Below are 22578 nucleotides of genomic sequence, written 5' to 3' on the forward strand. Positions count from 1 at the left end.
TGAGGTGGGTTTGTTTTTTTAATAAAGAAAAGGCACCTAACAGGGTGCCTTCTACTGATGATTAAAGTTTTATTCTGCTTTAGAAGCTTCGATATGAAGTGCAATTTTGATTTGATCTCCTACTAAAACTCCACCTGTTTCTAGGGCAGCGTTCCACGTTAAGCCATAATCACTACGTTTGATTTTACCTTCTGCTGTAAAACCAACAACTTCAACTCCCCAAGGATTTGTTCCTTGACCATCAAATGTTACAGTGAATGTTTCTGATTTTGTTACGCCATGAAGATTCAGGTCTCCCGTAACGTCATATTCACCTTCATCTTTCTTAACAATATTTGTTGCTTTGAAGGTCAGCTTTGGAGTGTTTTCTACATCAAAGAAATCTGCTGAACGCAAGTGATTGTCACGGTCTTCATTACGTGTATCAACACTTGCAAGGTCGATATTAAATTCAATATTTGCTGTTGTTAAATCTGTAGGATCTGCTTCAATGTTTGCCTCATAGCTATTAAAAGCGCCCTTTACTGTTGCAAACATCATATGCTTAACAGAAAATTCAACACTACTGTGTGATGCATCTACAGCCCATTTTACTTTTGTCATAATTATGTTCTCCCCTTACTTACTTTTAGTAATTATCTCTATAAACATTATAATACTTACTTTTAGTAAGTATGTCAATTCAAATAAACGAAATCTTTTTCCTACTGAATATTCATGTGAATAAAACACAATCTAACTACAAAACAGATATTACTAAAGGTGTGTTTAAACACAATGGCTCAGACCATTTTGATATCTTTATCCATCATTCTGATTTTGTTTTTTGTAATTGTTCCTAAACATTTGCATGTTTTTGAATGGCTGATTGTGATTTTAACCATTGAGTTTATCTTTACAAGCTATACTTCTATCCTCCATATGAACGTTAAAGTCTGGGAGATTTCTCCCTCTACTTTCGATTTTTTAGCTTTTAGAGTATTTGAAACTGTGACAGTACCTGTTCTTTACCTTATTGTAATGAACTGGGTTTCTTTTCTTTCTAATTGGATGAAAAGAACGGGGATCATGCTTATGGGGGCTGTCTTACTCGTACTGTTAGAGTGGACCCTTGTCAAATCCAATGTTATTACATATGTGAATTGGAGTATGTGGGTTTCATTTTTATTTTTCTCACTTTATTTTCCAATATTGGTTTTGATAATGAAGGGGTATCATCATATTTTGCAAAGAGAGGGGATTGTTAAGAGGTGATTCTCCCGGAGAAATTTGATCAAAATGAATGGTTTATAATACTATCCTTCCTATTTGTCCTCTGTTTGCTATATTTTCTTCCCAACCGTTTCCCATTAAGTCTTCGGATAATGGTATTTGTATTTGCTTCTTCTGTTGGAAGGCTGACTGACCGTTATTTAGCAGGTCCCAATTTTGACCTATATGACATTATGGACACGGGTAGATACGACCTTTTTGACTCTTTAACCTATTTTTTATATGCACTATTTGCACTTCTGTTTGTATATGGTTTTGAAAAACTGAATATTAAAGGGTTTTATACAATTCTTTACCTTGTCTTATGCACCACTGCTGGAACCACATTTGAATGGCTTTCCGTTCAATACAATGTGTTCACCTTCCATGGATGGAAATCTCAGTACTCCTTTATTTTTTATTTAATCATTCAGTCATTTACATTACTTTTTTATACGTATGTTCGAGAGGTTTACATGAAAATAACAGACAAAAATGTTTTAAGTTAACCATCGCATTTTTTTCCAAGTAAAAAAATTTAATTATGGCTAAGAATATTAAAGCCATCCGATTTTTATTAGGAGGAATCTTATGTCTGACAAATGCTTTTACTGTTCAAAAGAAAATGCTGAAAATGAGTTTCACTATGTAACCTTCCAATCCTCAACGATTGAAAGAGAGGAAAAGCTCTGTGATGATTGTTATGAGGATTGGCTTCATGGAATTAAAGAATAAGAAGGATAAAAAGCCGGTTGTGTATATATCACTCCGGCTTATTAGGTCATAGTGGACTCAATAAGAAATTGATTTATTTGTTGATCAAGTTGTTTTATCAAACGTATTTCCTTTTGGCGGTCGATGTTTCGATAATGATGTCCGTCACCAGGTTGTTTATCCTTTTCATCCGCCAAATGTACAACCATTTGCAATGGAGTCAACTTATACTCTCCTTCAGGCAATGCCGATTCAGTATGAAATAAAACAGCGAGTGATATTTCCTTGGCCACTTTCCTATCTTCACCTAAGCGTACTAGTAACTTGTGAGCCCTTTCTGCCCCCTTGATTGGGTGTATATCATGGTTACGGTACTGTTCATAGTCCCATTCTCCATCTTGATACCACTCATAATGTCCAATATCGTGTAGGAGTCCCGCCTTTGCAGCCCAGTCAGGATTTACTCCGTAATTTTCTGCTAAACGAAAAGCATGATAAGCCACTGAAATGGCATGGGCCATCCCTGACCTTCTAACATACTTCTGTGTGATTGCATGTTCGTATATCTCTATAAGTGTGACCCTCCCTACCAATATCGATTCCTCCTTTGTGGTTAAAATTATCGATATATTATCATTCTTCTTCTTTGTAATCAATGTAAAATAATGGCTGATACATCTTAAGTCTTAGTTAAAATTAAGTCTTATGCTCAATTTCGAATATTCAATATCCTGTTAATCTGGTATTATATTAGGAAATATGAAATTGTTTTTTAGGGGTAGAGACTATGATGGGGGAACGAAGGGTCTATTTATTATTAACGGATACCGGGACTTTACTTGGGAAGTTGATTAAGTCTTATACCGGAAAACCGTTTAATCATGTTTCACTTTCCATGGATGAAGAACTAACTGAGGTCTTTAGTTTTGGGAGAAAAAGACCACATAACCCTTTTATCGGAGGGTTTGTGAAGGAGAACCTTCAGACACGTATCTTTAAAGGGGCTAAATGTGCGATTTACGAATGTTCTGTCACTGAACAGCAATATGATAACATTCGAGACATCATACAAGAAATTGAAAAAAGAAAACATGAACTACGTTATAACTTTCTAGGGTTGTTTGGAGTCATGTTTAATCGAAGGTACGACAGGGAGGATGCTTTCTTTTGTTCTCAGTTTGTCGCAACAGTATTAAAGCAAGCTGAAGTCATAGATTTAGTAAAACCACTTAACTTAATTACACCTCATGACTTGCAGGAACTGTCTCAGTTTCACTTAATTTACCAGGGGAACCTAAACAATTATGAAAAGATAGAGATAAAGGGAGTTATCGCTTAATGTAATGAAAAAACCACGCTCTAAACGTGGTTTTCTTTATATTCAATACACTCTAAAACTCCCGCCTCTATGCACGTTGAGATCGACAACTTCTTTATACCACTAGGAAATTGAATATGAATGAAATCATTTTCTATACTCTTAATTTCTCCAATTCCAAACATGCGGTGCCTGATCTTTTCTCCATTTTTTAAAAGACTCTCTTCTTTTATTGCATTAGTACCATTAGAGTCCTTCAACACTGTATCTTTCTTTACCTTTTGCGATTCTTTCTGCTTAATTACATTGGGTGGGTTTATAATATCTCGTACATCACTTACAAACAATGATTCTTTACAGCGAACACCATTTTTTTCTTCATAGGTTAATAATTCTAACTCCCTCTTCGCTCTTGTCATACCGACATAAAAAAGGCGGGCTGCTTCTTCCATCTTATCTAAGTTTCCCTTTTCCTCCATTTTTATATCATCATGAGAGGGAATCATTCCATCTACTAAATCAACGAGATAAACTCTATTAAACTCTAAACCTTTAGAGCTATGGAATGTTGATAAGGTAACAGCACTTTGCTTCTTATTTATAGCTGCTGTCTTCATTACTTTCTCTAAATGTTGAAGTCGAGTTGCAAACTCTTCCATTGTATCTAGAGTAACTGCAATTTCCTCTAACGTATTTAAAATGCCCAATAAGTTTTCTTTTCTAAACCCTAAACGTTCACACATCTTCTCTAGCGCTTTCTCATAACCAAGCTTTGTCCTAATTATTTGGATAACCTCAAGTGGAGGAGCACCTCTCATCTCACGAAATAATTGTTTACATCTTTTGATTTGCTTTACTTGATATTCTTGCAGCTCCACTTTCTCCAATAAATTATCAAAAACTGACTTTTGATTCTGCACGTTTGTTAGCTCCGTCATTTGTTGTTTTGTAATGTATGCGTTGAACTTTGTGTATATCTTCTCCAGAATATCTACTCTCTTATCTGTAAAGGTCATCCTCATAAAATTGAGAATATCCTTCACTACCCAATGTGAGAAGAAGCGATGGTCGGTATCCTTAATATAGAACGGAATTTTCGACAGGTCCATTTCATTTACAAGTTGTATAGACGAAGAATTATTGCGGTACAAAATCGCCACTTCACCTAGGTTATCCTCTTCTAAGATTTGTTGAACAATATATTTGACTTGTATCTTGTCGCTAGAAAACCTTCTAATTTTTACCTGTTGAAATGGGGGGTTCGTAGTAAACATTTCTTTTTCATACCGCTTCTTATTTCTTTTAATGAATTGGTTAGCTACTTCTACAATCTCTTTAGAAGATCGAAAATTTTGTTCCATTAACAAAATTTTCGCCTGGGGATAGACCTTTTTAAAATCTAATAAGTATTGTGGTTCGGCTGCCCTCCACGTATAAATAGATTGATCATCATCAGCAACAACACATATATTTTGATGTTCTTTGACTAGCTTCTCTACAATAAGATGCTGGACTAGAGATGTATCCTGACTTTCATCTGTTAGGACGTACTTAAATTTTCTTTGATAACGGGAAAGAAGTTCAGGATCTTCATTTAGAGCTTTAAGGGCTACTGTGAGCATATCATCATAATCTAATAACAAATGGTTGCTGGCACTGTTTTTAAACTCTTCATACCGGCTCACAATTTCGGTTACATTCGGAATGGAACATTCGATAGAAGACCATTGCTCCTTAGCTACCAGCTTGTTCTTTAAAAAACTTATAAAAGATGTCAATTCCTCTAATTGATCTTCCGTAATATTTTCACTATGACGCTCATAATAAAGTTGCTTTAGAATCAGTTTTTTGTTTAGAGGAACGATAGCTGTGCCTATTTCTACCTTATTTTGAAGACTGTCTTCCCCTTCTATTAAAAGGTAGCTTGTACTCGACCTTTTTAAATACTCCCTTACAATTTTAAAGGCTAAGCTGTGTATCGTTGAAAAGCTTACTGTTTCCGAAGGATAGGTTGGAAAGAATTGCGAGAACCGCTCTTTCATGTCCCTAGCTGATTCGCGACTAAATGTAATGGCTAGTATGCTAGAAGGCTTAACTTGTTTGACCTCTATTAAATAACCAATTCTCATAATAATAGTTGTTGTTTTTCCAGAACCTGGAGACGCCAAAAGAAGAAGCGGTCCTTTCGTTTGAAGGACTGCTTCTTTCTGTACTTTATTTAATGAAACACCTATGTCTGATTTCTTTTTTTCAAAAAAAGCTTCCTTGCCATTCATTTCTATACCCCTTAATCTATTTAACTATGTTTTTCTGTACTAATTTCTATTATAACCCTAATATCTCTGACGGAAATGTGAAGACACTTTTTAACAAATAAGCAATAAGGTGTATCATTACCACCTTATTGCTTATTTGTTCTTCTTCACCAGTGTCCGGCGATCTATTGCTAATGGAGGTTGCTCCATCCATCCATACTTTATTAATAAATTTGCTCCATCTTCAGCATATAGCCCCATCTCTGCTATTAGCATTGCATATTGCACGGCCAAGTCTCTTCTTTGGGATACCGCTAACCCCGCTCCATAAAAACCGAGTGAGGCAGAGACAAGAGATACAATGTGATATAACATGAACTTTTCCGAGAAAGGGGCCAATGTTGAATCAGAAACTTCAGACTCCCATCTTTGTGGTGCTGGTAAGTTCTCATCTAATAAATAGGAATCGAAAACTCCAACATGTTTTTTACATAGCTCTGCTCCACGAATAAAATACTTTTGCACGTCTTTTGTCTTCGTAACTTGCGCAAAGGCTAATTCCAACACTATTTTAATTATGGTCTTCTTCGTATTAAAAAATAAACCTGTAATTTCTACAGCATTGAGCGGTCTTTTCTTTCCAATCCAGCCATTTAAATAATTTTGTTGGTTCACAAAGTCTATTTCTTTATTTCCATAAATGACTGGTGGTTTACTTAGAATCCCTCTTTTAAGCATAATGTCAGAAATTTGATTAAATAACTCCATCGATTCTTTATTACACTGAGTAAAATACCCTCTTTGATCTTCTCTCACTGAATTCCCAAGTGCTCCTGCATAACCTGTCATACCATGTAATGTCATAACATACATATACACCATTATAAGGTCATCTGAAAGAAGTGGTGGCGCCCCTAGATTCACATCTTCCTCTGTAAATCCAATTGGAGTTGGGAATTGGTCTTTTTGAAAAAAAGCCTTAATCTTTTCTAAATGTGATTTTGATAGGTCAGAAGCGAACTCTAAAATACGACGATATTCCTGGTCCTTCATATACTCCAAGATATGGGAAAGGAAGCAAGCTGCCATGCTATCGTTCATATATTGTGTCCACAGATTTGCTATTTCTGAGGCGCAGAGTGGTTGACTTGTATTCTCTTCCATGTGTTCACCTCGAGAGTCCGAATTGATTGAATATATACAGTTTGTGGAATAAGCCACATCCTTATGTATTAAATTCATAACATTACACTCCGTAGAGGAATTTTCCCACTTTATGATTCCCCATCTCACTTACCTTTCCAAAAAGAAAACCCCTACTTTACGTAGGAGTATTTTCTTTCAATTCCTTATCATAATCTGGCGAGATTGCCTTTTTTATAAATAAAGCGATGCAAAATGCAACAATACACAAACCTAAAGCAAACCAATAGGCATGATGAACACCAATTGTCATCGCATCATTTTTCACCTGTTCGGTTATAGGGTTTGCATGCTTTTCCAAATAGCTATTACTCCCTTGTGTCATAATACTGACAAACACCGAAACCCCTAAAGCACCCGCAATCGGTTGCAAGGTATTGGAGATTGCTGTCCCATGAGGATACAAATTTTTAGGTAATTCATTTAAAGCATTCGTATGGGCAGGCATCATAATGGCTGAAATGGCCAACATGAGGACGATGTAAACCAGTATAAACGACCACAAAGGATAAGCTGGATTGATATTACTAAAGAAAATCATAACACCCACTAAGACAATCGTTCCAGGTATCATTAGTTTCCTAGGGCCAAATTTATCGAACAACGTACCCATTACAGGAGACATTAAGCCGTTTAATAAAGCCCCTGGTAAAAGCAATAATCCAGCAACCTTTGCTGAATACCCAAGGGGACCTTGCAAATACATAGGCATAACGATTTCTGAAGCAAACATCGCCATAATGACAATAACAAAAAGACTTACGCCACGAGCAAAATTCTTATATTTAAAAACTCTTACATCTAATAAAGGTTCTTTTAGTTTTAATTGCCTGATCACAAATAAAAAAAGGCTTAATAAGCTGATTGTGATAATTGTAATAATTTTTGTTGATGAGAAACCTTGTGAATGTTCACCCGCACTACTGAAGCCATACACAATACCTGCGATCCCTATTGATGAAAGGATTATAGATAATATATCTACTTTGGGACGTGTTACTTCACCAACATTCTGAAGGTATTTAAAGGCGAACAGAATAGAAAATAGTGCAAATGGTATAACAAATATAAATAACCAACGCCAGCCAAATAAATCAACAATCACACCTGATAAGGTTGGACCAAGAGCTGGAGCAAACATAATCACAAGTCCAAAAGTACCCATAATCTTCCCTCGTACTTCTGGTGGATATAATAGTAGCAAAGCATTCATAATAACCGGAATTAACAATCCAGTTCCAACTGCCTGGGTCATGCGCCCCGCCAGTAGCATAGGAAAGCTTATTGCACACGCTGCGATGGTTGTTCCAATCAAAAAGACTGTCATTACCCCTATGAACATTTGTCTCGTTGTGAACCATTGAATGAGGAGAGCTGAAATAGGCATTAGCACACCCATAACAAGCATGAATCCTGTAGCCATCCATTGTACAGTCGGAGCGTCAATGTCAAATACATGCATTAACTCAGTTAAGGCAATGTTCAGTAAGGTTTCGTTTAATATGGCAAAGAAGGCACCAATCATAAATGTAATAAGTATAATTTTCGTGTTTACTTTTTGTTGCATGAAAATCCTCCAAATTCTATCGACTAGCGTACAGCCTACATTATCGTTCCATTTTTATTAGACTGGGATAATACATAATCCGTTACCATGATTGTGGAATTTATCTAGAAGAGTTCTCTATTAAGATTACACAAGAAAGAAAAAGTAGAGCCATACAAGCTCTACTCATCATATTCTCCAACATTATCGAAAACAAGTCTTCCTTTATAAAAGACAGCTTTTCTGGCTGCCCTTCTAGCTACTGCTTCAGCTGAACAGCTTGCTTCTACGAATACAACATCACAATCTTCGCCTAATCTTGGCCATACTCGATCACCATCTTTATTCAGTGGAGTAACCCCGTCTGTAATAAACCCTAGAGCTTGTGATAAGGACTGTTCATCTACATACCTATAAAGTTCTGCCAGACGTCCTGCTTTTTCTAAATTATCACCATTCCCAAACGGGGACCAGTGGTCTGTCAAGCTATCCGTACCTAGTCCTACCTTTACACCTTTATCGTGTAAGAAAGGGATTGGCATGATGAATCCTCCAATTGGGACTGTGGATGTGATATCAATATGAAGTTGAGCAAATCTTTCAGCTAATTCTACTACTGCGTTAGATTGCTTACCTGCAAACCCAAATGCATGGCTAACCGTTACACGACCTTGCATACCTGCTTCTTCAGTAAGATCAGCAAGCCTATTCATTGTCGCAATGCCAATCTGCCCTCTATCATGAATGTGAATATCAATTTTGGCAGCTGCCTCAATCGCTATATCGATGATTGTGTGTAAGGATTTTTCCATATCCTCATCAACGGTTGCAGGGTCTACTCCTCCCACATAAGTAGCCCCTAATTTCATTGCTTCCCTCATTTCACTTTCCACCCCTGAACGGAGTAAGCCATGCTGAGGGAATGCAACGACTTCATGAGATAATTTACCCGAGAAATTCTCTAATGCCATCATGGTTGCCTCTAAGTTCTTTAAGCCAATAACTGGATCTATATTGCAATGGGTTCTTACATGGGTAGAACCGTGACTTAATAGAAGCCCTAATATTTTCTCTGCTCTATCTTGTGCAGTTGGAAGCTGTTTAGGAAGTAATTCCCGCTCCTCTTCCATCCTGCCTAAGATACTTCTGACTGGCCTAACAGCTTTCCATGGCCCCCCATAATAGGTTTTATCAATATGAATGTGCATTTCCTTAAAAGATGGAAGCATCAGGAGATTCTTCATATCTACTTTTGGTAAGTCCGTATTCAGTGTCGTTGCTGGTATCATCTCGGCAAACTTCCCATTTTCTACGCGTATGTGGAACTTTTCGGTCTTTGTTGTCTGAACCAAATTACCTTCAAATTCATAACCCGTCTCTAAACTTACATTTGTTAGCCAAAACGATTGACTCATGTTATGCATCTCTCCAAACCCTTCTCATATTCTTGTATTGGTTGTTATCAAATGTTAATTCATAAATATCGGGGTTACTTAATGCTTTCCAATCACTAAACCCAATTTGCTTATTATAGTGTTTTAACATTAAGGAAATTAAATTCCCATGCGATACAATAATAGCCTGCTGTCCATCTCCTCCTAAAAGCTCATGTAAGCAGGAAATACCTCTAATCATAGCTTCCCGACTACTTTCTCCACCCTCAATTTTGTAATCCATATCTTCGAATGAATGGAATAGATGCTTCTCCCAATCATGTAAAGAAACAGGAGAAAGAACTCGCTCTGACAATCGGTTATCTATCTCTACTTTCACGGACTTCAATTCTGCAAACGCCCTTATACTGTCTACAGCCCGAATATACGGGCTAGATACTATTCTGTCTATCTCTTCATCTTTAAAAAACTCCAGTAGGTCATTCGCTTGTTCTCTACCCTTATCCGTTAGTGGAGCCTCTGGTTCCTGCCCTGTTGCCTGGCAATGTCTAATTAAAAACACCTTTCTCATCTTCATCCCCCTGACTACTTTGTGAATTCCATTTGCCAGCTGTAATAGTCGTTTTTGGAGTTTTTTTCGTAGCGTAGATAAGCATCAAACTTCTTTCCATTTTTACTTGTTAATCCCTTTACATGAGCTACCTTTTGATTCAAAAGAGCCCTTACCATCGTTTTTGTGGCCTTTTTCTTCATGCTAGCCAAATACTTATCATTCTTCCAAATAACAAACTTGCACCCATTTTTCCAATTGCTACAACCAAATCCCTTTTTTCCTTCTACAACAGAATGGCCGCAAGAAGGGCACTTTCCAAGTACTTCAAACTTATTAGACTTAGACTCTAGTTCATTTAGTATGACATCTGGTTTTCCCTTAATTGTTTCAACGGATTGATTCGTAAACTGAAAGACAACATCTAAAAACTCTTGTTTTCTCACTTTATTTCTTTCAATATCTGATAATGTTTTTTCTAAACGTCCCGTGAACTCTAAATCAAATAGCTCCTTAATCGGGAAGGTCTCAACTAATTTTCGGCCAAGCTCAGTGGTAACCAAGTTCTTTTTCTGGGCGGTAATGTATCCAACATCTTTAAGTTTCTTGATCGTATCCGCCCTGGTCGCCGGTGTTCCAATACTGAACCCCGCTAAAATGCTACCTAATAGCTCCTCTTGATCCTGATCCTCTTCTTTATAGCTTTTCCCACAGGTCTCCATCACACGGAGAAGTGTCATTTCAGTATGGGGTTTCGGAGGCTTTGTTACATGGGTAGAAACCTCCTGACCAACTACTTTTACGATTTCATTCTCTTGAACAAATGGGAGCAGCGTATCTTTTGATCGGATACTCTCAACCTTTTTCCAGCCTTCAACAAGCTGCACTTTTCCTTTTGTGTGAAATGTTCCTTTTATTTCAACATCTTTAATCTGGGTTTGGATTTTTGTCTCTTCAAATTCTGCAACCGGCATAAATTGCATGATAAAACGATTTTTAATAGCGGTGTATACAATTTCCTCATCATTTGTAAGACGCTTTGGTTTTAGATACGTCGGTGTAATCGCGCTATGGCTTTCTACCTTTGCGTTGTTAAAGACACGTTTCGATTTTATAAACTTAATTTCATTTTCATAGGGTAAACCCTCTGAAACGGTTTTTAAAACATTTGCTGTCTTCCCTACCAAACTCTCTTCTATTGCAACACTAGAGGTTCTAGGATACGTGATGAACTTCTTTTCATATAGACTTTGAGCAACTTTTAAAACCTTATCAGCTGTCCAACCCTTATATTTATTGGTGATATACCCTTGGAGGTTCGATAAATTAAACAAAAAGGGAGGAAAGTCCTTCTTTCGCTCTACTTGCTTGTCTATCACAGAAGCGTCCTTATGTTGAATCACTTGCAAAAGAGATTCTAAGTCTTCTCTCTTTTTAAATTTTTCTTCTCCATCCTCTACATACGTTCCATCATAATGTTTGCCCTCTACCGTTTCAAAAGTTGCTGATAGCTTAAAGTAATCCTCAGGTACAAAATTCTCAATTTCTTTATCTCGATCATAGATTATTTTTAAGGTAGGAAGTAAAACCCTACCTATATTTAACGCCTTCCCCTTTCCTTTTTGGTACTTTAAAGTAGCTACAGAGGTTAGATTTATACCAATCACCCAATCCGCCCATTGTCTACTCATTCCTGCATCCAATAAAGGTCGCAACTCATTGTTTGATTTCCTTTTTTCCAGTCCTGTAAGTACCGCTTCTGGTGTCCACTCATTTAGTAAAATTCGAAATATGGGTTTTGTCGGCTTAAATTTATAAATAATACTATCGCCAATTAACTGGCCTTCTCGGTCATAATCGCAGGCAGAGATAATCTCTGTCAGATCGTTTCGCCTCACTAGATATTGAATGGTCTTAAGCTGTTTATTAGCTCCTCCATCAGGTTTTTCCCTATTTTTCGGATCACTTTTCACCTTATATTGAAAAGAGGATGGGATAAACGGGAAGTTTTCCATTTTCCACTTAGCCATCGAACCATCATAGTCTTTAGCATCAAACAGTTGAAGCAAATGGCCAAACGCCCAAGTAATAACGTAGCCATTCCCCTCGAAGTAACCATCTTTTTTATCTTTTACTTTTAATGCATCCGCGATATTTTTAGCAACAGAGGGTTTCTCTGCAAGTATCAATTTCATTTGAAAAATCACCTAATTTTCTTTCTAAACTTTTCTTTAAGATTCACATTTGATAAGTATACCATCGAATGGAAGTGAGAATTGATAAGAATGACAAGGTTTTTTAGAGGTAAAAAGGAAGGGATATTAGGTATGGTTTTAGGGTGATGAGAAAGAGTTTATCACTACATTCGCCAATTGTTTCAAAACTCCTTCTTCAAGTTGGCGCAAATCACAAAATTTTAAAAAGGCCCGTCCAAAAGAACAGGCCCTCTCTTATGCATCTACTGTTTTAAACGATACTTTCAGTAAACGGATTAGAATCGTCATCATTATAATGACCGTAACCACCGGAATGAACCAACCTAACCCCTCACTATAAAGTGGTAAATAATTTTCATAAAAGCGGATTATGATCGCTAACCAGTTATAGTATTCAATCTCTAGTGACTGACATAAAGTCTTTATACCGTCCACCAAACTAATCATGAACGTAATAAAAATTGCCGCTACATATACAACCCTCGCGTGAAGAAAAATGGGTGAGGCGAAGGTTAAAATCATTAAAACAATCGCTAATGGATATAAGAACATCAGCATTGGAATGGAATAAGCAATTATGTTGGCTAGTCCAAAATTCGCAATAATAAAGGTTAAAAGCGTAAAAAACACGACCAACGTTCTATAACTAAACCTTGGAAATAAAGTATGAAAATATTCTGCATTTGACACGATTAAACCAATAGCTGTTGTTAAACAAGCTAGCCCAATGACAACTGCTAAAACATAAGAACCTAACGTACCAAAGTAGTGCGAAGCTGCACCACTTAAAACAGGTCCTCCCGTATTAAAAACACCTAATACACTAGTACTTGTCGCTCCTAAATAGGAAATACCGAAGTAAATGATTCCTAATAAGGTAATGGCAACCAAACCTGATTTTGCGGTAGCTGAAATCACTTCTTTTCTAGTAGTAATCCCCATTGAGCGAATGGTTTTAAGAACAATAATACCAAATACTAGAGATGCCAATGCGTCCATTGTATTGTAGCCCTCTAAAAAACCCTTCATAAATGCACCACTTTGGTATGCTTCTTGCGGAGCTTCTATTTGTCCCATCGGATTAAAGTAAGCAACAATCAAAAGGATTGACATCAGTATGACTAAAGCTGGCGCCAAAACTTTCCCTACATTTTGCACTAATTTACCTGGATTTAAGGAAAACAAAAGAGCAATTACAAAAAACATAATTGTAAATATAAATAGTCCTAGCTGCTGGGATTCCTCAGGTACAAATGGCGCGATTCCCACTTCAAAAGCAACTGTTCCCGTTCTAGGCGCTGCAAAAAAAGGCCCAATTGTTAAATAAAGAATAGATGTAAACAAAACTCCATACACTGGATGAATTCTACCAGAGAGCTCCTGTAAATTTCGGCTCCCCGAATATCCCATTGCTAAAATGCCTAAAAGCGGAAGTCCCACTCCAGTTATTAAAAAGCCTATCGCAGCAGGTATAAGGTTCGTACCTGCATGTTGTCCAAGCTGCGCCGGAAATATTAAGTTCCCTGCTCCAAAGAACAGAGCAAATAACATAACTCCAATTATTAAATAGGAGGTAGAGCGTGGTTTTGTATTCATATGAAGTAGCCCTCCTAAATCTATCTATTTCTCTTTATTGAATAAGTCAACAGTGACTATATTAACGCCCTTCTTATTAAAAAGCAACATATCTCCAAAAGATTTAGACAATTGCGAAATAGGAAAAACACATGATTACTAATCCCTCAAGGTATCCTGTATTTGTTATTTACAGAAAATAACAAATATAATCAGATACCGATAAAGCTTTTTTTCACTTTTTCTACCATGTATACCAGTCTCATAACAGGAAAATCTAAACATATCTATTGCAAATTAGGAGGTTCAACTATGTCTGTTTTCGTGTACCAAACATTCGAGCTCAAACAGGAATCATTAGTTGAGGGATTGAAAAATGCCAGAAAAATTCAAAGTTATCGAAATGAAAAATATGACCATAAAGCCGAATTACTAACTCCGGTATCTGGAAATGATTTTACATATGCGTATCTTTTCGAATTCGAAGGATTAGCGGAGATGGAGTTGCAAAACAAAAAAATGTTTGAAGATGAAGAATACAAAAAAATGATATCAGAATTATTCATGCAACAAATTGTGCAAGGAAGTATGAACACTCAAATATACCGGACCATTTCAGGATTAAAAGTAGATAGTGAAGCCGACTCAGACAAAGAAAAAAAGTAATAAAGAAACAGTAGTTGAAGGGAAAAGGAGGTGCTTTTTTGGATTTTTTCATTCCTGATGAAGGATCTTGTAAAAGTAAGGATTCAAGTGAGGGTGAGGGGAATTTGGCTTGGTGGCAGCTATCCTTAGTTGGAGTTGGCTGTACCATCGGAACAGGATATTTTTTAGGGTCAGCGATTGGGATTAAAATTACGGGGCCGTCTATTGTCTTTTCTTTTCTATTAGCGGCACTAGGAACCTATATAGTCTATAGTTTACTTGCTAAAATGACAGCAGAAGACCCTCAAGAAGGATCCTTTTGCTATTATGCCAATAAAGCATATGGCCGTTGGGCTGGTTTTAGTTGTGGTTGGAACTACTGGAGCTCAAACATTTTAATTATGGGAAGTCAATTAACGGCGCTTTCTATATTATCGAGGTTTTGGTTTCCACACTTTCCATTATGGCTCTTTGCAGCAGGGTATGCGATTCTTTCCATCATTGTCGTTTTAACAGGCACAAATGGTTTTGATCGAGTGGAAAACCTACTTGCTGTAATCAAAACAGCAGCTATCATTATGTTCATAATAATCGCAGCTGCTGCAGTGTTTGGCTGGATTGGTGGTGGAGACGTTGAACGGGCTGGGGTACCAACAACCATGAGTGATCTTTTTCCAGAAGGTTTCAAAGGATTTTGGTCTTCACTCATTTACGCCTACTATGCTTATGGTGGAATTGAAGTCATAGGTTTGATGGCTACCAATTTAAAGAAGAAAGAAGATGCACCTAAGGCAGGAATTATTATGCTGATTGTGTTAGTCATCATCTATATTCTTTCACTAGGTCTAGCTGTAACCATGGCGAACCATGGGGAGTTCACTGACAAAGAGAGTCCATTTGTAACAGCTTTAAAACCATATAATTTAGCCTTCTTCCCACATGTATTTAATGCGGCAATTATTATAGCTGGTTTCTCTACAATGACTGCTTCATTGTTTGGTGTTACCAAGCTACTCGTTACACTTGCTGATGATGGAGACGCACCTAAGGTCTTTTCCAAGAAAATTAAGAAGTGGAAGGACTTACCCTTTCCTTCATTATTATTGGCTACCATTGGACTTTTAGCTTCCATTATTACAGCACTTTTACTCCCAGGAAAAATATACGAGTATATCACAACAGCAGCAGGAATCCTTATTCTTATTAACTGGGCTTTCATTATCTTATCAGGAATGAAAGTTTTAGAAATGAAGGTGTGGGGCAAGTTTCTTAGTTTAATCGGAATCTTTCTAATATTAGCTGCTGTAAGCGGTACACTTATGGAAAAAAGTATTCGTTTCGGGTTTTTTGTCAGTATTTTATTTGTGGTCATTATCGGGATTGTGGCTATTATTATGCAGAAAAAAGTGTGGAAGAAAAAAGCTAGTGAAGCATAAGAAAAGGGAAGAGTGCAAAGCACCCTTCCCTTCTTATTAGCCATATTAACTGCTAAAAAATGCACGAGCCTTCTCTAAGTACTTAAAATCATCATCTGTCAGCTCATCCTCATGAACGATGGCTGAAACTGGACACACTGATTCACATGCACCACAGTCAATACAAATCTCGGGATCAATAAAGAATTGGTCCTCTCCTTTTTCAATACACTCGACCGGACAAACTTCTACACATTCTCCTGCTTTTTCTTCAATGCATGGTTCTAAAATTACAAATGCCAATTTGTACCCCTCCATTACATGAAAGTTGAAAAGTATAGATAGTAACTCTCTTACTACTATTATATTATTTATTGTAGTTAAATTCCTACTTTTTTTCAAAACATTCTAATTTTTTAAATAAAAAAGGCACCCTATCCCTTGGGTACCCTTTTTGATCTTGGTTATTTCTAATATATGACTATTTCATTTCTTCTAGAACAAGTGAATATAGAGGGTGACCTGGTTTTAGTCCACAAACCTCTTCTAAGGCACCCGTAAAGCCTCTATCCTTCACGATTGTTTGTAATGAAACCGCTTCCTTATCATTGGGATAATCGTATTGCAATGCTGCTGCTATAGCTTTAGCTAAATGGACTGGTTGTCCCTCTGCATATTCAAAATACTGAACAGCTGGTCCTACTAATCGGTCATTTGATCCGAGTTTACGGATTGGCCCCCTTGCAACTCTAGGAATTTCATCATTTATATACGGGTTCGTAAACCTACCAACTATTTTCTCTACATATTCCATGTGCGCGTCCGTATCAAAGCCGTACTTGTTAATTAAAACGGTTCCGGACTCTTTTAGTGCATTCTTGACAGTCGTATATACATCATGATTTTCCATAGCATCCTTTATTGTTTCAAGACCAGCTTGATATCCTACGTAGGCTGCAACAGCATGCCCAGTATTAACAGTAAATAGCTTTCTTTCAATAAATGGTTTCAAATCATCTACATAGGTGATTCCTTTAATTGTTGGAATATCACCAACCATCATAGATCGATCCACAACCCATTCATAGAAAGGCTCTACAGATACCATTAGTTTATCCTCATTCACTTGGTTCGGAACAATTCGATCCACTGCAGCATTTGGAAAGGCAAATAAAGATGCAAATGTTTCTTTTTCATGATTTGGGAGTTTCTCAAACACTTTTTCTTTTAAAAACGAACTTCCACCAATCATATTTTCACAAGCAATTACATTTAGCGGCTTACCCGAGTGGTCTACACGTTTTCTTAATCCTTGTGTAAGTAAATCAGAGATCAGTCCGAGGATATTAGGTCCCACAGCTGTTGTAACGATATCTGCTTGGACAATAGCATCCACAACCACGTTTGGATTTTGTATACTGTTAATAGCCTTTACATTTTTCACAACTGTATCCTGACTATTCTCATCAGCCAGAACAACTCTATACTCTTTTCTCTCGTTTATAAGTTGAACGATTTCTTCATTCACGTCTACAAAGCATACTTCATAACCAGATTCGGATAAAAGACTACCAATAAAACCTCGCCCAATATTCCCCGCTCCAAAGTGAACAGCTAGCATTTAGTTCACCTCGTCGAACAAGCTTAAAATTTCTTCAGCAGATTGAGCAGTTACGATTCTTTCCACATTTTCTTCCTCTGAGCAAACTATAGCAATTTGAGAAAGTATTTCTAAGTGCTCACCGTCTTTACCCGCAATACCGATTAGAACTTTAACGATATTTCCGCCGCCAAAGTCTACTCCTTCTGGGACTTGAATAATGGATAAACCAGAAGCTTTTACTTCTTTTTTTGCATCCTCTGTCCCATGTGGAATGGCTACAAAATTCCCCATATAAGTAGAAGTTAGCTCTTCTCTCTCTAGCATTTTCCCAATGTATGCTGGTTCTACATAGCCTTTATCAACTAAAACTTGTCCTGTTTTTTTAATTGCATCCTCTTTGGATGTAAAGCTTTCATTTAGTAAGATATTTTCTTTAGATAAAATCTGATTTGTCATGATGTACACTCCTTAAATGTTAGTTTTATCCTTATAAATGTCTCTCAACTCTTTACCTAGTAGCATTCCCAGTTCCTCTTCACTGCCGGATTGAAACAGTTGAATGATTGATTCATCTCGTATAATCAGCGAACTAATACCACTCAGTACTTCTAATGTTTCTACGCCTGGCTCTCGTGGTGCTAATAAGAGCAAGATTGTATGAATTTCTATACTAGTCCCGTCCATCGATGGGACTTGTTGTGGTCTTTGTAATCTACTTATTGTAAAACTAGGTTCGATAACTGAATCACTTCTTGCGTGGTAAAGAGCTAATGTTGTACCTGGTATACCAAGTCCCCCTAGCTCCTCACGCTTTAATAGTTCCGCTAACACCGTTTTCTCATTATCGACAATGCCTCTTTCTTTTAATAAGCCGCTTATATACTCTAAGGCATTCTCAATTGAACGATATTCTACAGGTGTGTTATAAACAGAAAACCCCTTAAGGACCGTATAAATGGCTTTTGAAAAATGGTGTACCTTTTCAAATTCAGCGAGTAGACCAATAGTATCAAATGGATTAGCAGCTTCTGTTTCTTTTTTCTTTTGCTGAAAGGGCTTTGGAGCCATAAGAGATCTCTTTATTTTTTCAACATCATCTACAGGCAATAAAGGACTGACTACAATATAGTTCTGATCTAAATTCTTAAGTGGAACTGTAGATATAATGGTGTCATAATCCTCAAGATTTAACTTATTTAAGTCAAAAAGGGATGCATTTATTGTTTTTAAGCCTGAGATTTCTTGTTTTAGCTTCGTTGACAATATCTTGGATGTACCGATGCCTGTTGAACAAACAACAAGTACAGTTTGGCTGTTTTCTTCTCTTCTGTTTATAAGAGCAGATGCAAAATGCATGACTAGGTATCCAACCTCTTCACTAGGTACATGTATATCAGGAAAGACCTCTCTTACTCCCTCTTCTATAATCAAAAATAACTCACCGTAATCCTGCTCAATTCTGGAAAGAAGGGGATTAGAGATACCCATATTTTGTTTCATTCGATATATAGCCGGTCTTAAGTGAGCGACTAACCCTTGGAACAGGGATACATGTTTTGTCAGATCAACATCTATTTTGTTACTTACAAACCGAATGAGTTTTTGAGCGGATACGCCAACCTGGATACTTGTATCTTCTAATAATTCATCCTGATCGGTTCTAAGCTTTGCACCCAATAGATGCATGGTAATGTAGCCAATCTCCCCATAAGAAATGCGAATTCTAAAGACTTCTTCCAAACCATCTACAATCTTTCGAGCTACTTCAAATTCTTTTGATTGCTTTAAATTCTTTAAGTATTCCTCTTCAAAGCGGATCTCTTCCCCTTGCTGAATTCGTTCAATAGCTAGGGCTAAATGAACAACCAACCCAATATAAGAACTATCTGCAATCTCGTAGGGTAGCTCATGTTTAATACGGTCAATTTGTTTTTCAATGACAAGAAGTTTCTTCTTATCTACTAGGCCGAGTAACCGATCTGTTGCCGTATCATCCGGAGGAGAAGCCTTCCTTTGAATGGATTCTTTTAAAATAGAAATCAATTCAAATTCATCTACATTCTCCATAATGAGCTTACTCATCGCTTTTCTCTTGGCTGATTCCCCGCCAGATATCTCAACTCCATAGCCACGTTTCCTTACTAAATGTAGTCCGTATGGAACGATTTTCTCTTCAATTTTGTTTAAGTCATTACTAACTGTCGCAATCGTTACATTTAAATCATTGGCAAGTGAAACCAATTTAATGGGTTCTTTTGTATCTAAAAGTGTGGAAAGTATAATGGTCTGTCTTTCTTCTGGGGTGTATTCATTATGTGAAAGATGAAACAGAAATAGTGTCAGCTTCTCACGATTCTCATCAGAACCAGCCACCTGTATACCAATACCCGATTTCTTATTGAGTGTTAGTCCGTTTTCTTTGAGAATTTCTTCTACTCCTTTTAAGTCCCGATGAACAGTACGAGGACTAACATCGAGTTCATTGGCGATATCCTTTACAGTAACCTCTTCTCTTTTGCTTAATAAATGCTCCAAAATCTTTCTTTCCCGTGCAGAAATATACATAATAACCACTCCACTCGGAGGCTTATTTAATTGCCCTTCCCGGACTCACTTGCTGACATTTTTACAACTAATACACTCCTAATACTAGGATAGACTTCAAAATCCGTTGATACAACTAAAGAAAGAAGTATTTTCGTCATTATAGTTGTTGCCAAAATTAAAATGTATTTGGTTTCCAAAAAACAAGGTGAACTCCACACTTAGAGTTCACCTTGTCAGTAAAAATTATTTCAATTCATCAATAAGTTCATCATACTTAGGAGAATTCAAGAAGTTCTCAACAGAAATATGATGTGCGTTAGGAAGCTTATCCTTAGCACGAGATGTTAAGTCTTTATGAGTAACTACAATATCAGCATCACTTGGTATGTTATTGATAGATGTATTGGTAATCTCAATGGTCAAGCCTGCTTTTTTGGCTTTATTTTTTAGGATGGATGCCCCCATAGCACTAGAACCCATTCCTGCATCACAAGCAAAGATAATTTTGTTGACGTTCTTCATATCAAGCTCTTGTTCATCTTTTTCAACTTCTTTTGCCGTTTCCAATGATCCCGCTACTGAACTCTTTTTACCTTTCATCTCTTGCATTTTGGCAGTAGCCTCAGATAGGTCCTCTTCTTTTTGCTTGCTCGTTTTTAAGATAAGAGCTGCAATTAGGAAAGAAACTGCCGTTGCCACTAGAACGCCTAGTAACACACCCAGATGACCTCCACCTTTAGGTGTCATTGCCATAAGAGCAAAGATACTACCTGGTGATGGTGGTGCTACCAATCCTACATTAAATAATGTGAAGGTGAAAACTCCACTAACCCCACCTGCTATTGCAGCTAATATTAACGTTGGTTTCATTAAAATATAAGGGAAATAAATTTCATGAATACCACCAAAGAAGTGAATAATGGCTGCACCTGGTGATGTTTGCTTCGCTGTACCTTTTCCAAAGAACATAAAAGCTAATAAAATTCCTAATCCTGGTCCAGGGTTTGTTTCTAATAGGAACAGTATAGACTTACCCGTTTCTGCTGCTTGATCTGCGCCCAATGGACTTAAAATACCATGGTTAATCGCATTATTTAAAAACAACACTTTCGCTGGTTCGATAAAGATATTAGCAAGTGGAAGTAGGCCAGCATTAACAATCACTTCAACCCCTGCAGCTAAAACATTATTTAAGCCTTCTACAATTGGCCCAATACCTAAATAAGCAATAATCGTTAAAATGGCTGCTAGAATACCTGCTGAGAAGTTATTGACTAGCATCTCGAATCCTTGTTTAACCCTTGGTTGAATCGCTTGGTCTACTTTTTTAATGACCCAACCACCCAAAGGTCCCATAATCATAGCTCCAAGAAACATGGGGATATCAGTACCAACGATGACCCCCATCGTTGCAGTCGCGCCTACGACTCCCCCACGTGCATCGTAAACCATCTTACCACCGGTGTAACCAATTAATAGTGGTAATAAATACGTAATCATAGGTCCTACGAGTTGACCCAGTTCTTCATTCGGAAACCAACCTGTTGGAATAAATAAAGCAGTAATAAGTCCCCAAGCAATAAAGGCTCCAATGTTAGGCATAATCATCCCACTTAAATAACTACCAAATCGTTGAACCTTCACACGAAAGTCAGACTTGGAAGTTTCTGTTGCCTTGGACATATACATTCTCCTTTCATATTGTCTTATTTATTTATAAATCAATAATGATGACCTTACACATTTATCATATGGCCGAAATAAAGCGGTTTCAATTTAAAGAAAAGGGTATTTTGTCACAGGGGATGTTGCCAAGATTGAAATTCGTTGTAGTTGAGGGATTCTGTTGGAGGCTTTGGGGATTCTATCGGAAACTTCGGCACCTCTAGGTGTACTCACCTCGTACACCTAAAGGTTAACTCGGTCCAAACCTCTTTGCATTTCTCTCACGGGCACGTTCCCGCTCCACTTCTCGATCACGAGGATCAGCATTCGTACTAAGTGAAGTCAGTAATGTTTGTGTTACAGCAGCTACCTCAATAACGGCCTGATTAAAAGCTTCTTCATTCACCTTGGATGGTTTATTAAACCCCGAAATTTTTCGAACATACTGAAGTGCTGCTGCTTGGATTTCCTCTTCCGTTGCAGGTGGATCAAAATTAAAAAGAGTTCTTATATTTCTACACATCTTCCTCACTCCTTTTTGTTCATCTTACTATAAGGCTTATCCAAGTCACAAACTGATTTTGAAATTCATTATCAATAACGATTCCTATTTTATAATTATTATTATTTACAACTTAATTTAAATGTGTTACCTTTACAATATCAAGGAATATAGTAATG

21 protein-coding genes are annotated in these 22578 nt (G+C 37.1%); 6 read left to right on the forward strand and 15 right to left on the reverse strand.

Annotated elements, in window-relative coordinates:
• Positions 1 to 69: 69 nt before the first annotated feature.
• Positions 70 to 603: a YceI family protein gene (locus ABDZ91_RS05740; protein ID WP_343797112.1), complete on the reverse strand. Its 534-nt coding sequence runs from the start codon at positions 601 to 603 to the stop codon at positions 70 to 72.
• A 174-nt stretch (positions 604 to 777) separates the two neighbouring features.
• On the opposite strand from ABDZ91_RS05740, the gene ABDZ91_RS05745 reads away from it, so the two are divergent.
• The 3 genes from ABDZ91_RS05745 to ABDZ91_RS05755 all read left to right on the forward strand — a co-directional run bounded on the left by ABDZ91_RS05745 (position 778) and on the right by ABDZ91_RS05755 (position 1986).
• Positions 778 to 1254, forward strand: a complete 477-nt coding sequence (locus ABDZ91_RS05745) for a hypothetical protein (RefSeq protein WP_343797114.1) — start codon at positions 778 to 780, stop codon at positions 1252 to 1254.
• 110 nt (positions 1255 to 1364) lie between these two features.
• Positions 1365 to 1760 carry a hypothetical protein gene (locus ABDZ91_RS05750; RefSeq protein ID WP_343797115.1) on the forward strand — a complete coding sequence of 132 codons (396 nt, stop codon included), beginning with the start codon at positions 1365 to 1367 and terminating at the stop codon, positions 1758 to 1760.
• A gap of 82 nt (positions 1761 to 1842) precedes the next feature.
• Positions 1843 to 1986: a hypothetical protein gene (locus ABDZ91_RS05755; protein WP_343797117.1), complete on the forward strand. Its 144-nt coding sequence runs from the start codon at positions 1843 to 1845 to the stop codon at positions 1984 to 1986.
• A gap of 41 nt (positions 1987 to 2027) precedes the next feature.
• Here the strand turns inward: ABDZ91_RS05755 and ABDZ91_RS05760 are convergent, their stop codons facing one another.
• A complete protein-coding gene (locus ABDZ91_RS05760) occupies positions 2028 to 2558 on the reverse strand; it encodes an HD domain-containing protein (RefSeq protein ID WP_343797119.1) in 531 nt (176 codons plus the stop codon).
• Between the two features lie 194 nt (positions 2559 to 2752).
• Between ABDZ91_RS05760 and ABDZ91_RS05765 the strand changes: the two genes are divergently transcribed.
• On the forward strand, positions 2753 to 3304 hold the full coding sequence (locus ABDZ91_RS05765) for a hypothetical protein (RefSeq protein ID WP_343797121.1): 552 nt from the start codon (positions 2753 to 2755) through the stop codon (positions 3302 to 3304).
• Positions 3305 to 3324: 20 nt separating this feature from the next.
• Here the strand turns inward: ABDZ91_RS05765 and ABDZ91_RS05770 are convergent, their stop codons facing one another.
• From ABDZ91_RS05770 to brnQ, 7 genes are all read right to left on the reverse strand, one after another.
• Positions 3325 to 5559: an ATP-dependent helicase gene (locus ABDZ91_RS05770; protein ID WP_343797123.1), complete on the reverse strand. Its 2235-nt coding sequence runs from the start codon at positions 5557 to 5559 to the stop codon at positions 3325 to 3327.
• 132 nt (positions 5560 to 5691) lie between these two features.
• Positions 5692 to 6702, reverse strand: a complete 1011-nt coding sequence (locus ABDZ91_RS05775; protein ID WP_343797124.1) for a DUF3231 family protein — start codon at positions 6700 to 6702, stop codon at positions 5692 to 5694.
• 157 nt (positions 6703 to 6859) lie between these two features.
• The gene (locus ABDZ91_RS05780; RefSeq protein ID WP_343797125.1) at positions 6860 to 8308 is read right to left on the reverse strand and encodes an MDR family MFS transporter; all 1449 of its coding nucleotides are present in this window, start codon (positions 8306 to 8308) and stop codon (positions 6860 to 6862) included.
• Positions 8309 to 8469: 161 nt separating this feature from the next.
• A complete protein-coding gene (locus ABDZ91_RS05785) occupies positions 8470 to 9702 on the reverse strand; it encodes an amidohydrolase (RefSeq protein WP_343797126.1) in 1233 nt (410 codons plus the stop codon).
• 1 nt (position 9703) lies between these two features.
• Positions 9704 to 10252: a histidine phosphatase family protein gene (locus tag ABDZ91_RS05790; protein ID WP_343797128.1), complete on the reverse strand. Its 549-nt coding sequence runs from the start codon at positions 10250 to 10252 to the stop codon at positions 9704 to 9706.
• A gap of 14 nt (positions 10253 to 10266) precedes the next feature.
• Positions 10267 to 12426 (reverse strand): type IA DNA topoisomerase, encoded by a 2160-nt coding sequence (locus ABDZ91_RS05795; RefSeq protein WP_343797130.1) that lies wholly within the window; start codon positions 12424 to 12426, stop codon positions 10267 to 10269.
• A 255-nt stretch (positions 12427 to 12681) separates the two neighbouring features.
• A complete protein-coding gene (gene brnQ, locus ABDZ91_RS05800) occupies positions 12682 to 14043 on the reverse strand; it encodes a branched-chain amino acid transport system II carrier protein (protein WP_343797132.1) in 1362 nt (453 codons plus the stop codon).
• Positions 14044 to 14334: 291 nt separating this feature from the next.
• Between brnQ and ABDZ91_RS05805 the strand changes: the two genes are divergently transcribed.
• Both ABDZ91_RS05805 and ABDZ91_RS05810 read left to right on the forward strand, forming a co-directional pair.
• Positions 14335 to 14688, forward strand: a complete 354-nt coding sequence (locus ABDZ91_RS05805) for a hypothetical protein (RefSeq protein WP_343797133.1) — start codon at positions 14335 to 14337, stop codon at positions 14686 to 14688.
• A 38-nt stretch (positions 14689 to 14726) separates the two neighbouring features.
• Positions 14727 to 16103 (forward strand): amino acid permease, encoded by a 1377-nt coding sequence (locus ABDZ91_RS05810; protein ID WP_343797134.1) that lies wholly within the window; start codon positions 14727 to 14729, stop codon positions 16101 to 16103.
• 45 nt (positions 16104 to 16148) lie between these two features.
• Here the strand turns inward: ABDZ91_RS05810 and ABDZ91_RS05815 are convergent, their stop codons facing one another.
• From ABDZ91_RS05815 to ABDZ91_RS05840, 6 genes are all read right to left on the reverse strand, one after another.
• On the reverse strand, positions 16149 to 16385 hold the full coding sequence (locus ABDZ91_RS05815; RefSeq protein ID WP_343797135.1) for a 4Fe-4S binding protein: 237 nt from the start codon (positions 16383 to 16385) through the stop codon (positions 16149 to 16151).
• Positions 16386 to 16563: 178 nt separating this feature from the next.
• Positions 16564 to 17703: a mannitol-1-phosphate 5-dehydrogenase gene (locus ABDZ91_RS05820; protein WP_343797136.1), complete on the reverse strand. Its 1140-nt coding sequence runs from the start codon at positions 17701 to 17703 to the stop codon at positions 16564 to 16566.
• Complete coding sequence (locus ABDZ91_RS05825; protein WP_343797137.1) at positions 17704 to 18141, reverse strand: PTS mannitol transporter subunit IIA; 438 nt, start codon at positions 18139 to 18141, stop codon at positions 17704 to 17706. It lies immediately after the preceding gene.
• 12 nt (positions 18142 to 18153) lie between these two features.
• Positions 18154 to 20250 (reverse strand): BglG family transcription antiterminator, encoded by a 2097-nt coding sequence (locus tag ABDZ91_RS05830; protein ID WP_343797139.1) that lies wholly within the window; start codon positions 20248 to 20250, stop codon positions 18154 to 18156.
• A 225-nt stretch (positions 20251 to 20475) separates the two neighbouring features.
• Positions 20476 to 21915, reverse strand: coding sequence for a PTS mannitol transporter subunit IIBC (locus ABDZ91_RS05835; RefSeq protein WP_343797141.1), 1440 nt, complete (start codon positions 21913 to 21915; stop codon positions 20476 to 20478).
• 232 nt (positions 21916 to 22147) lie between these two features.
• Positions 22148 to 22420, reverse strand: a complete 273-nt coding sequence (locus ABDZ91_RS05840; protein WP_343797142.1) for a DUF2277 domain-containing protein — start codon at positions 22418 to 22420, stop codon at positions 22148 to 22150.
• Positions 22421 to 22578 lie beyond the last annotated feature (158 nt).

This window comes from Bacillus carboniphilus, from assembly GCF_039522365.1.
Taxonomy (GTDB): domain Bacteria; phylum Bacillota; class Bacilli; order Bacillales; family JC228; genus Bacillus_BF; species Bacillus_BF carboniphilus.

Coding starts and splice junctions, on each gene's coding strand:
- ABDZ91_RS05740 (WP_343797112.1), bottom strand. CDS start 603: ATGACAAAAGTAAAATGGGCTGTAGATGCATCACACAGTAGTGTTGAA.
- ABDZ91_RS05745 (WP_343797114.1), top strand. CDS start 778: ATGGCTCAGACCATTTTGATATCTTTATCCATCATTCTGATTTTGTTT.
- ABDZ91_RS05750 (WP_343797115.1), top strand. CDS start 1,365: ATGGTATTTGTATTTGCTTCTTCTGTTGGAAGGCTGACTGACCGTTAT.
- ABDZ91_RS05755 (WP_343797117.1), top strand. CDS start 1,843: ATGTCTGACAAATGCTTTTACTGTTCAAAAGAAAATGCTGAAAATGAG.
- ABDZ91_RS05765 (WP_343797121.1), top strand. CDS start 2,753: ATGATGGGGGAACGAAGGGTCTATTTATTATTAACGGATACCGGGACT.
- ABDZ91_RS05770 (WP_343797123.1), bottom strand. CDS start 5,559: ATGAATGGCAAGGAAGCTTTTTTTGAAAAAAAGAAATCAGACATAGGT.
- ABDZ91_RS05775 (WP_343797124.1), bottom strand. CDS start 6,702: ATGGAAGAGAATACAAGTCAACCACTCTGCGCCTCAGAAATAGCAAAT.
- ABDZ91_RS05780 (WP_343797125.1), bottom strand. CDS start 8,308: ATGCAACAAAAAGTAAACACGAAAATTATACTTATTACATTTATGATT.
- ABDZ91_RS05785 (WP_343797126.1), bottom strand. CDS start 9,702: ATGAGTCAATCGTTTTGGCTAACAAATGTAAGTTTAGAGACGGGTTAT.
- ABDZ91_RS05790 (WP_343797128.1), bottom strand. CDS start 10,252: ATGAGAAAGGTGTTTTTAATTAGACATTGCCAGGCAACAGGGCAGGAA.
- ABDZ91_RS05795 (WP_343797130.1), bottom strand. CDS start 12,426: ATGAAATTGATACTTGCAGAGAAACCCTCTGTTGCTAAAAATATCGCG.
- brnQ (WP_343797132.1), bottom strand. CDS start 14,043: ATGAATACAAAACCACGCTCTACCTCCTATTTAATAATTGGAGTTATG.
- ABDZ91_RS05805 (WP_343797133.1), top strand. CDS start 14,335: ATGTCTGTTTTCGTGTACCAAACATTCGAGCTCAAACAGGAATCATTA.
- ABDZ91_RS05820 (WP_343797136.1), bottom strand. CDS start 17,703: ATGCTAGCTGTTCACTTTGGAGCGGGGAATATTGGGCGAGGTTTTATT.
- ABDZ91_RS05825 (WP_343797137.1), bottom strand. CDS start 18,141: ATGACAAATCAGATTTTATCTAAAGAAAATATCTTACTAAATGAAAGC.
- ABDZ91_RS05830 (WP_343797139.1), bottom strand. CDS start 20,250: ATGTATATTTCTGCACGGGAAAGAAAGATTTTGGAGCATTTATTAAGC.
- ABDZ91_RS05835 (WP_343797141.1), bottom strand. CDS start 21,915: ATGTCCAAGGCAACAGAAACTTCCAAGTCTGACTTTCGTGTGAAGGTT.
- ABDZ91_RS05840 (WP_343797142.1), bottom strand. CDS start 22,420: ATGTGTAGAAATATAAGAACTCTTTTTAATTTTGATCCACCTGCAACG.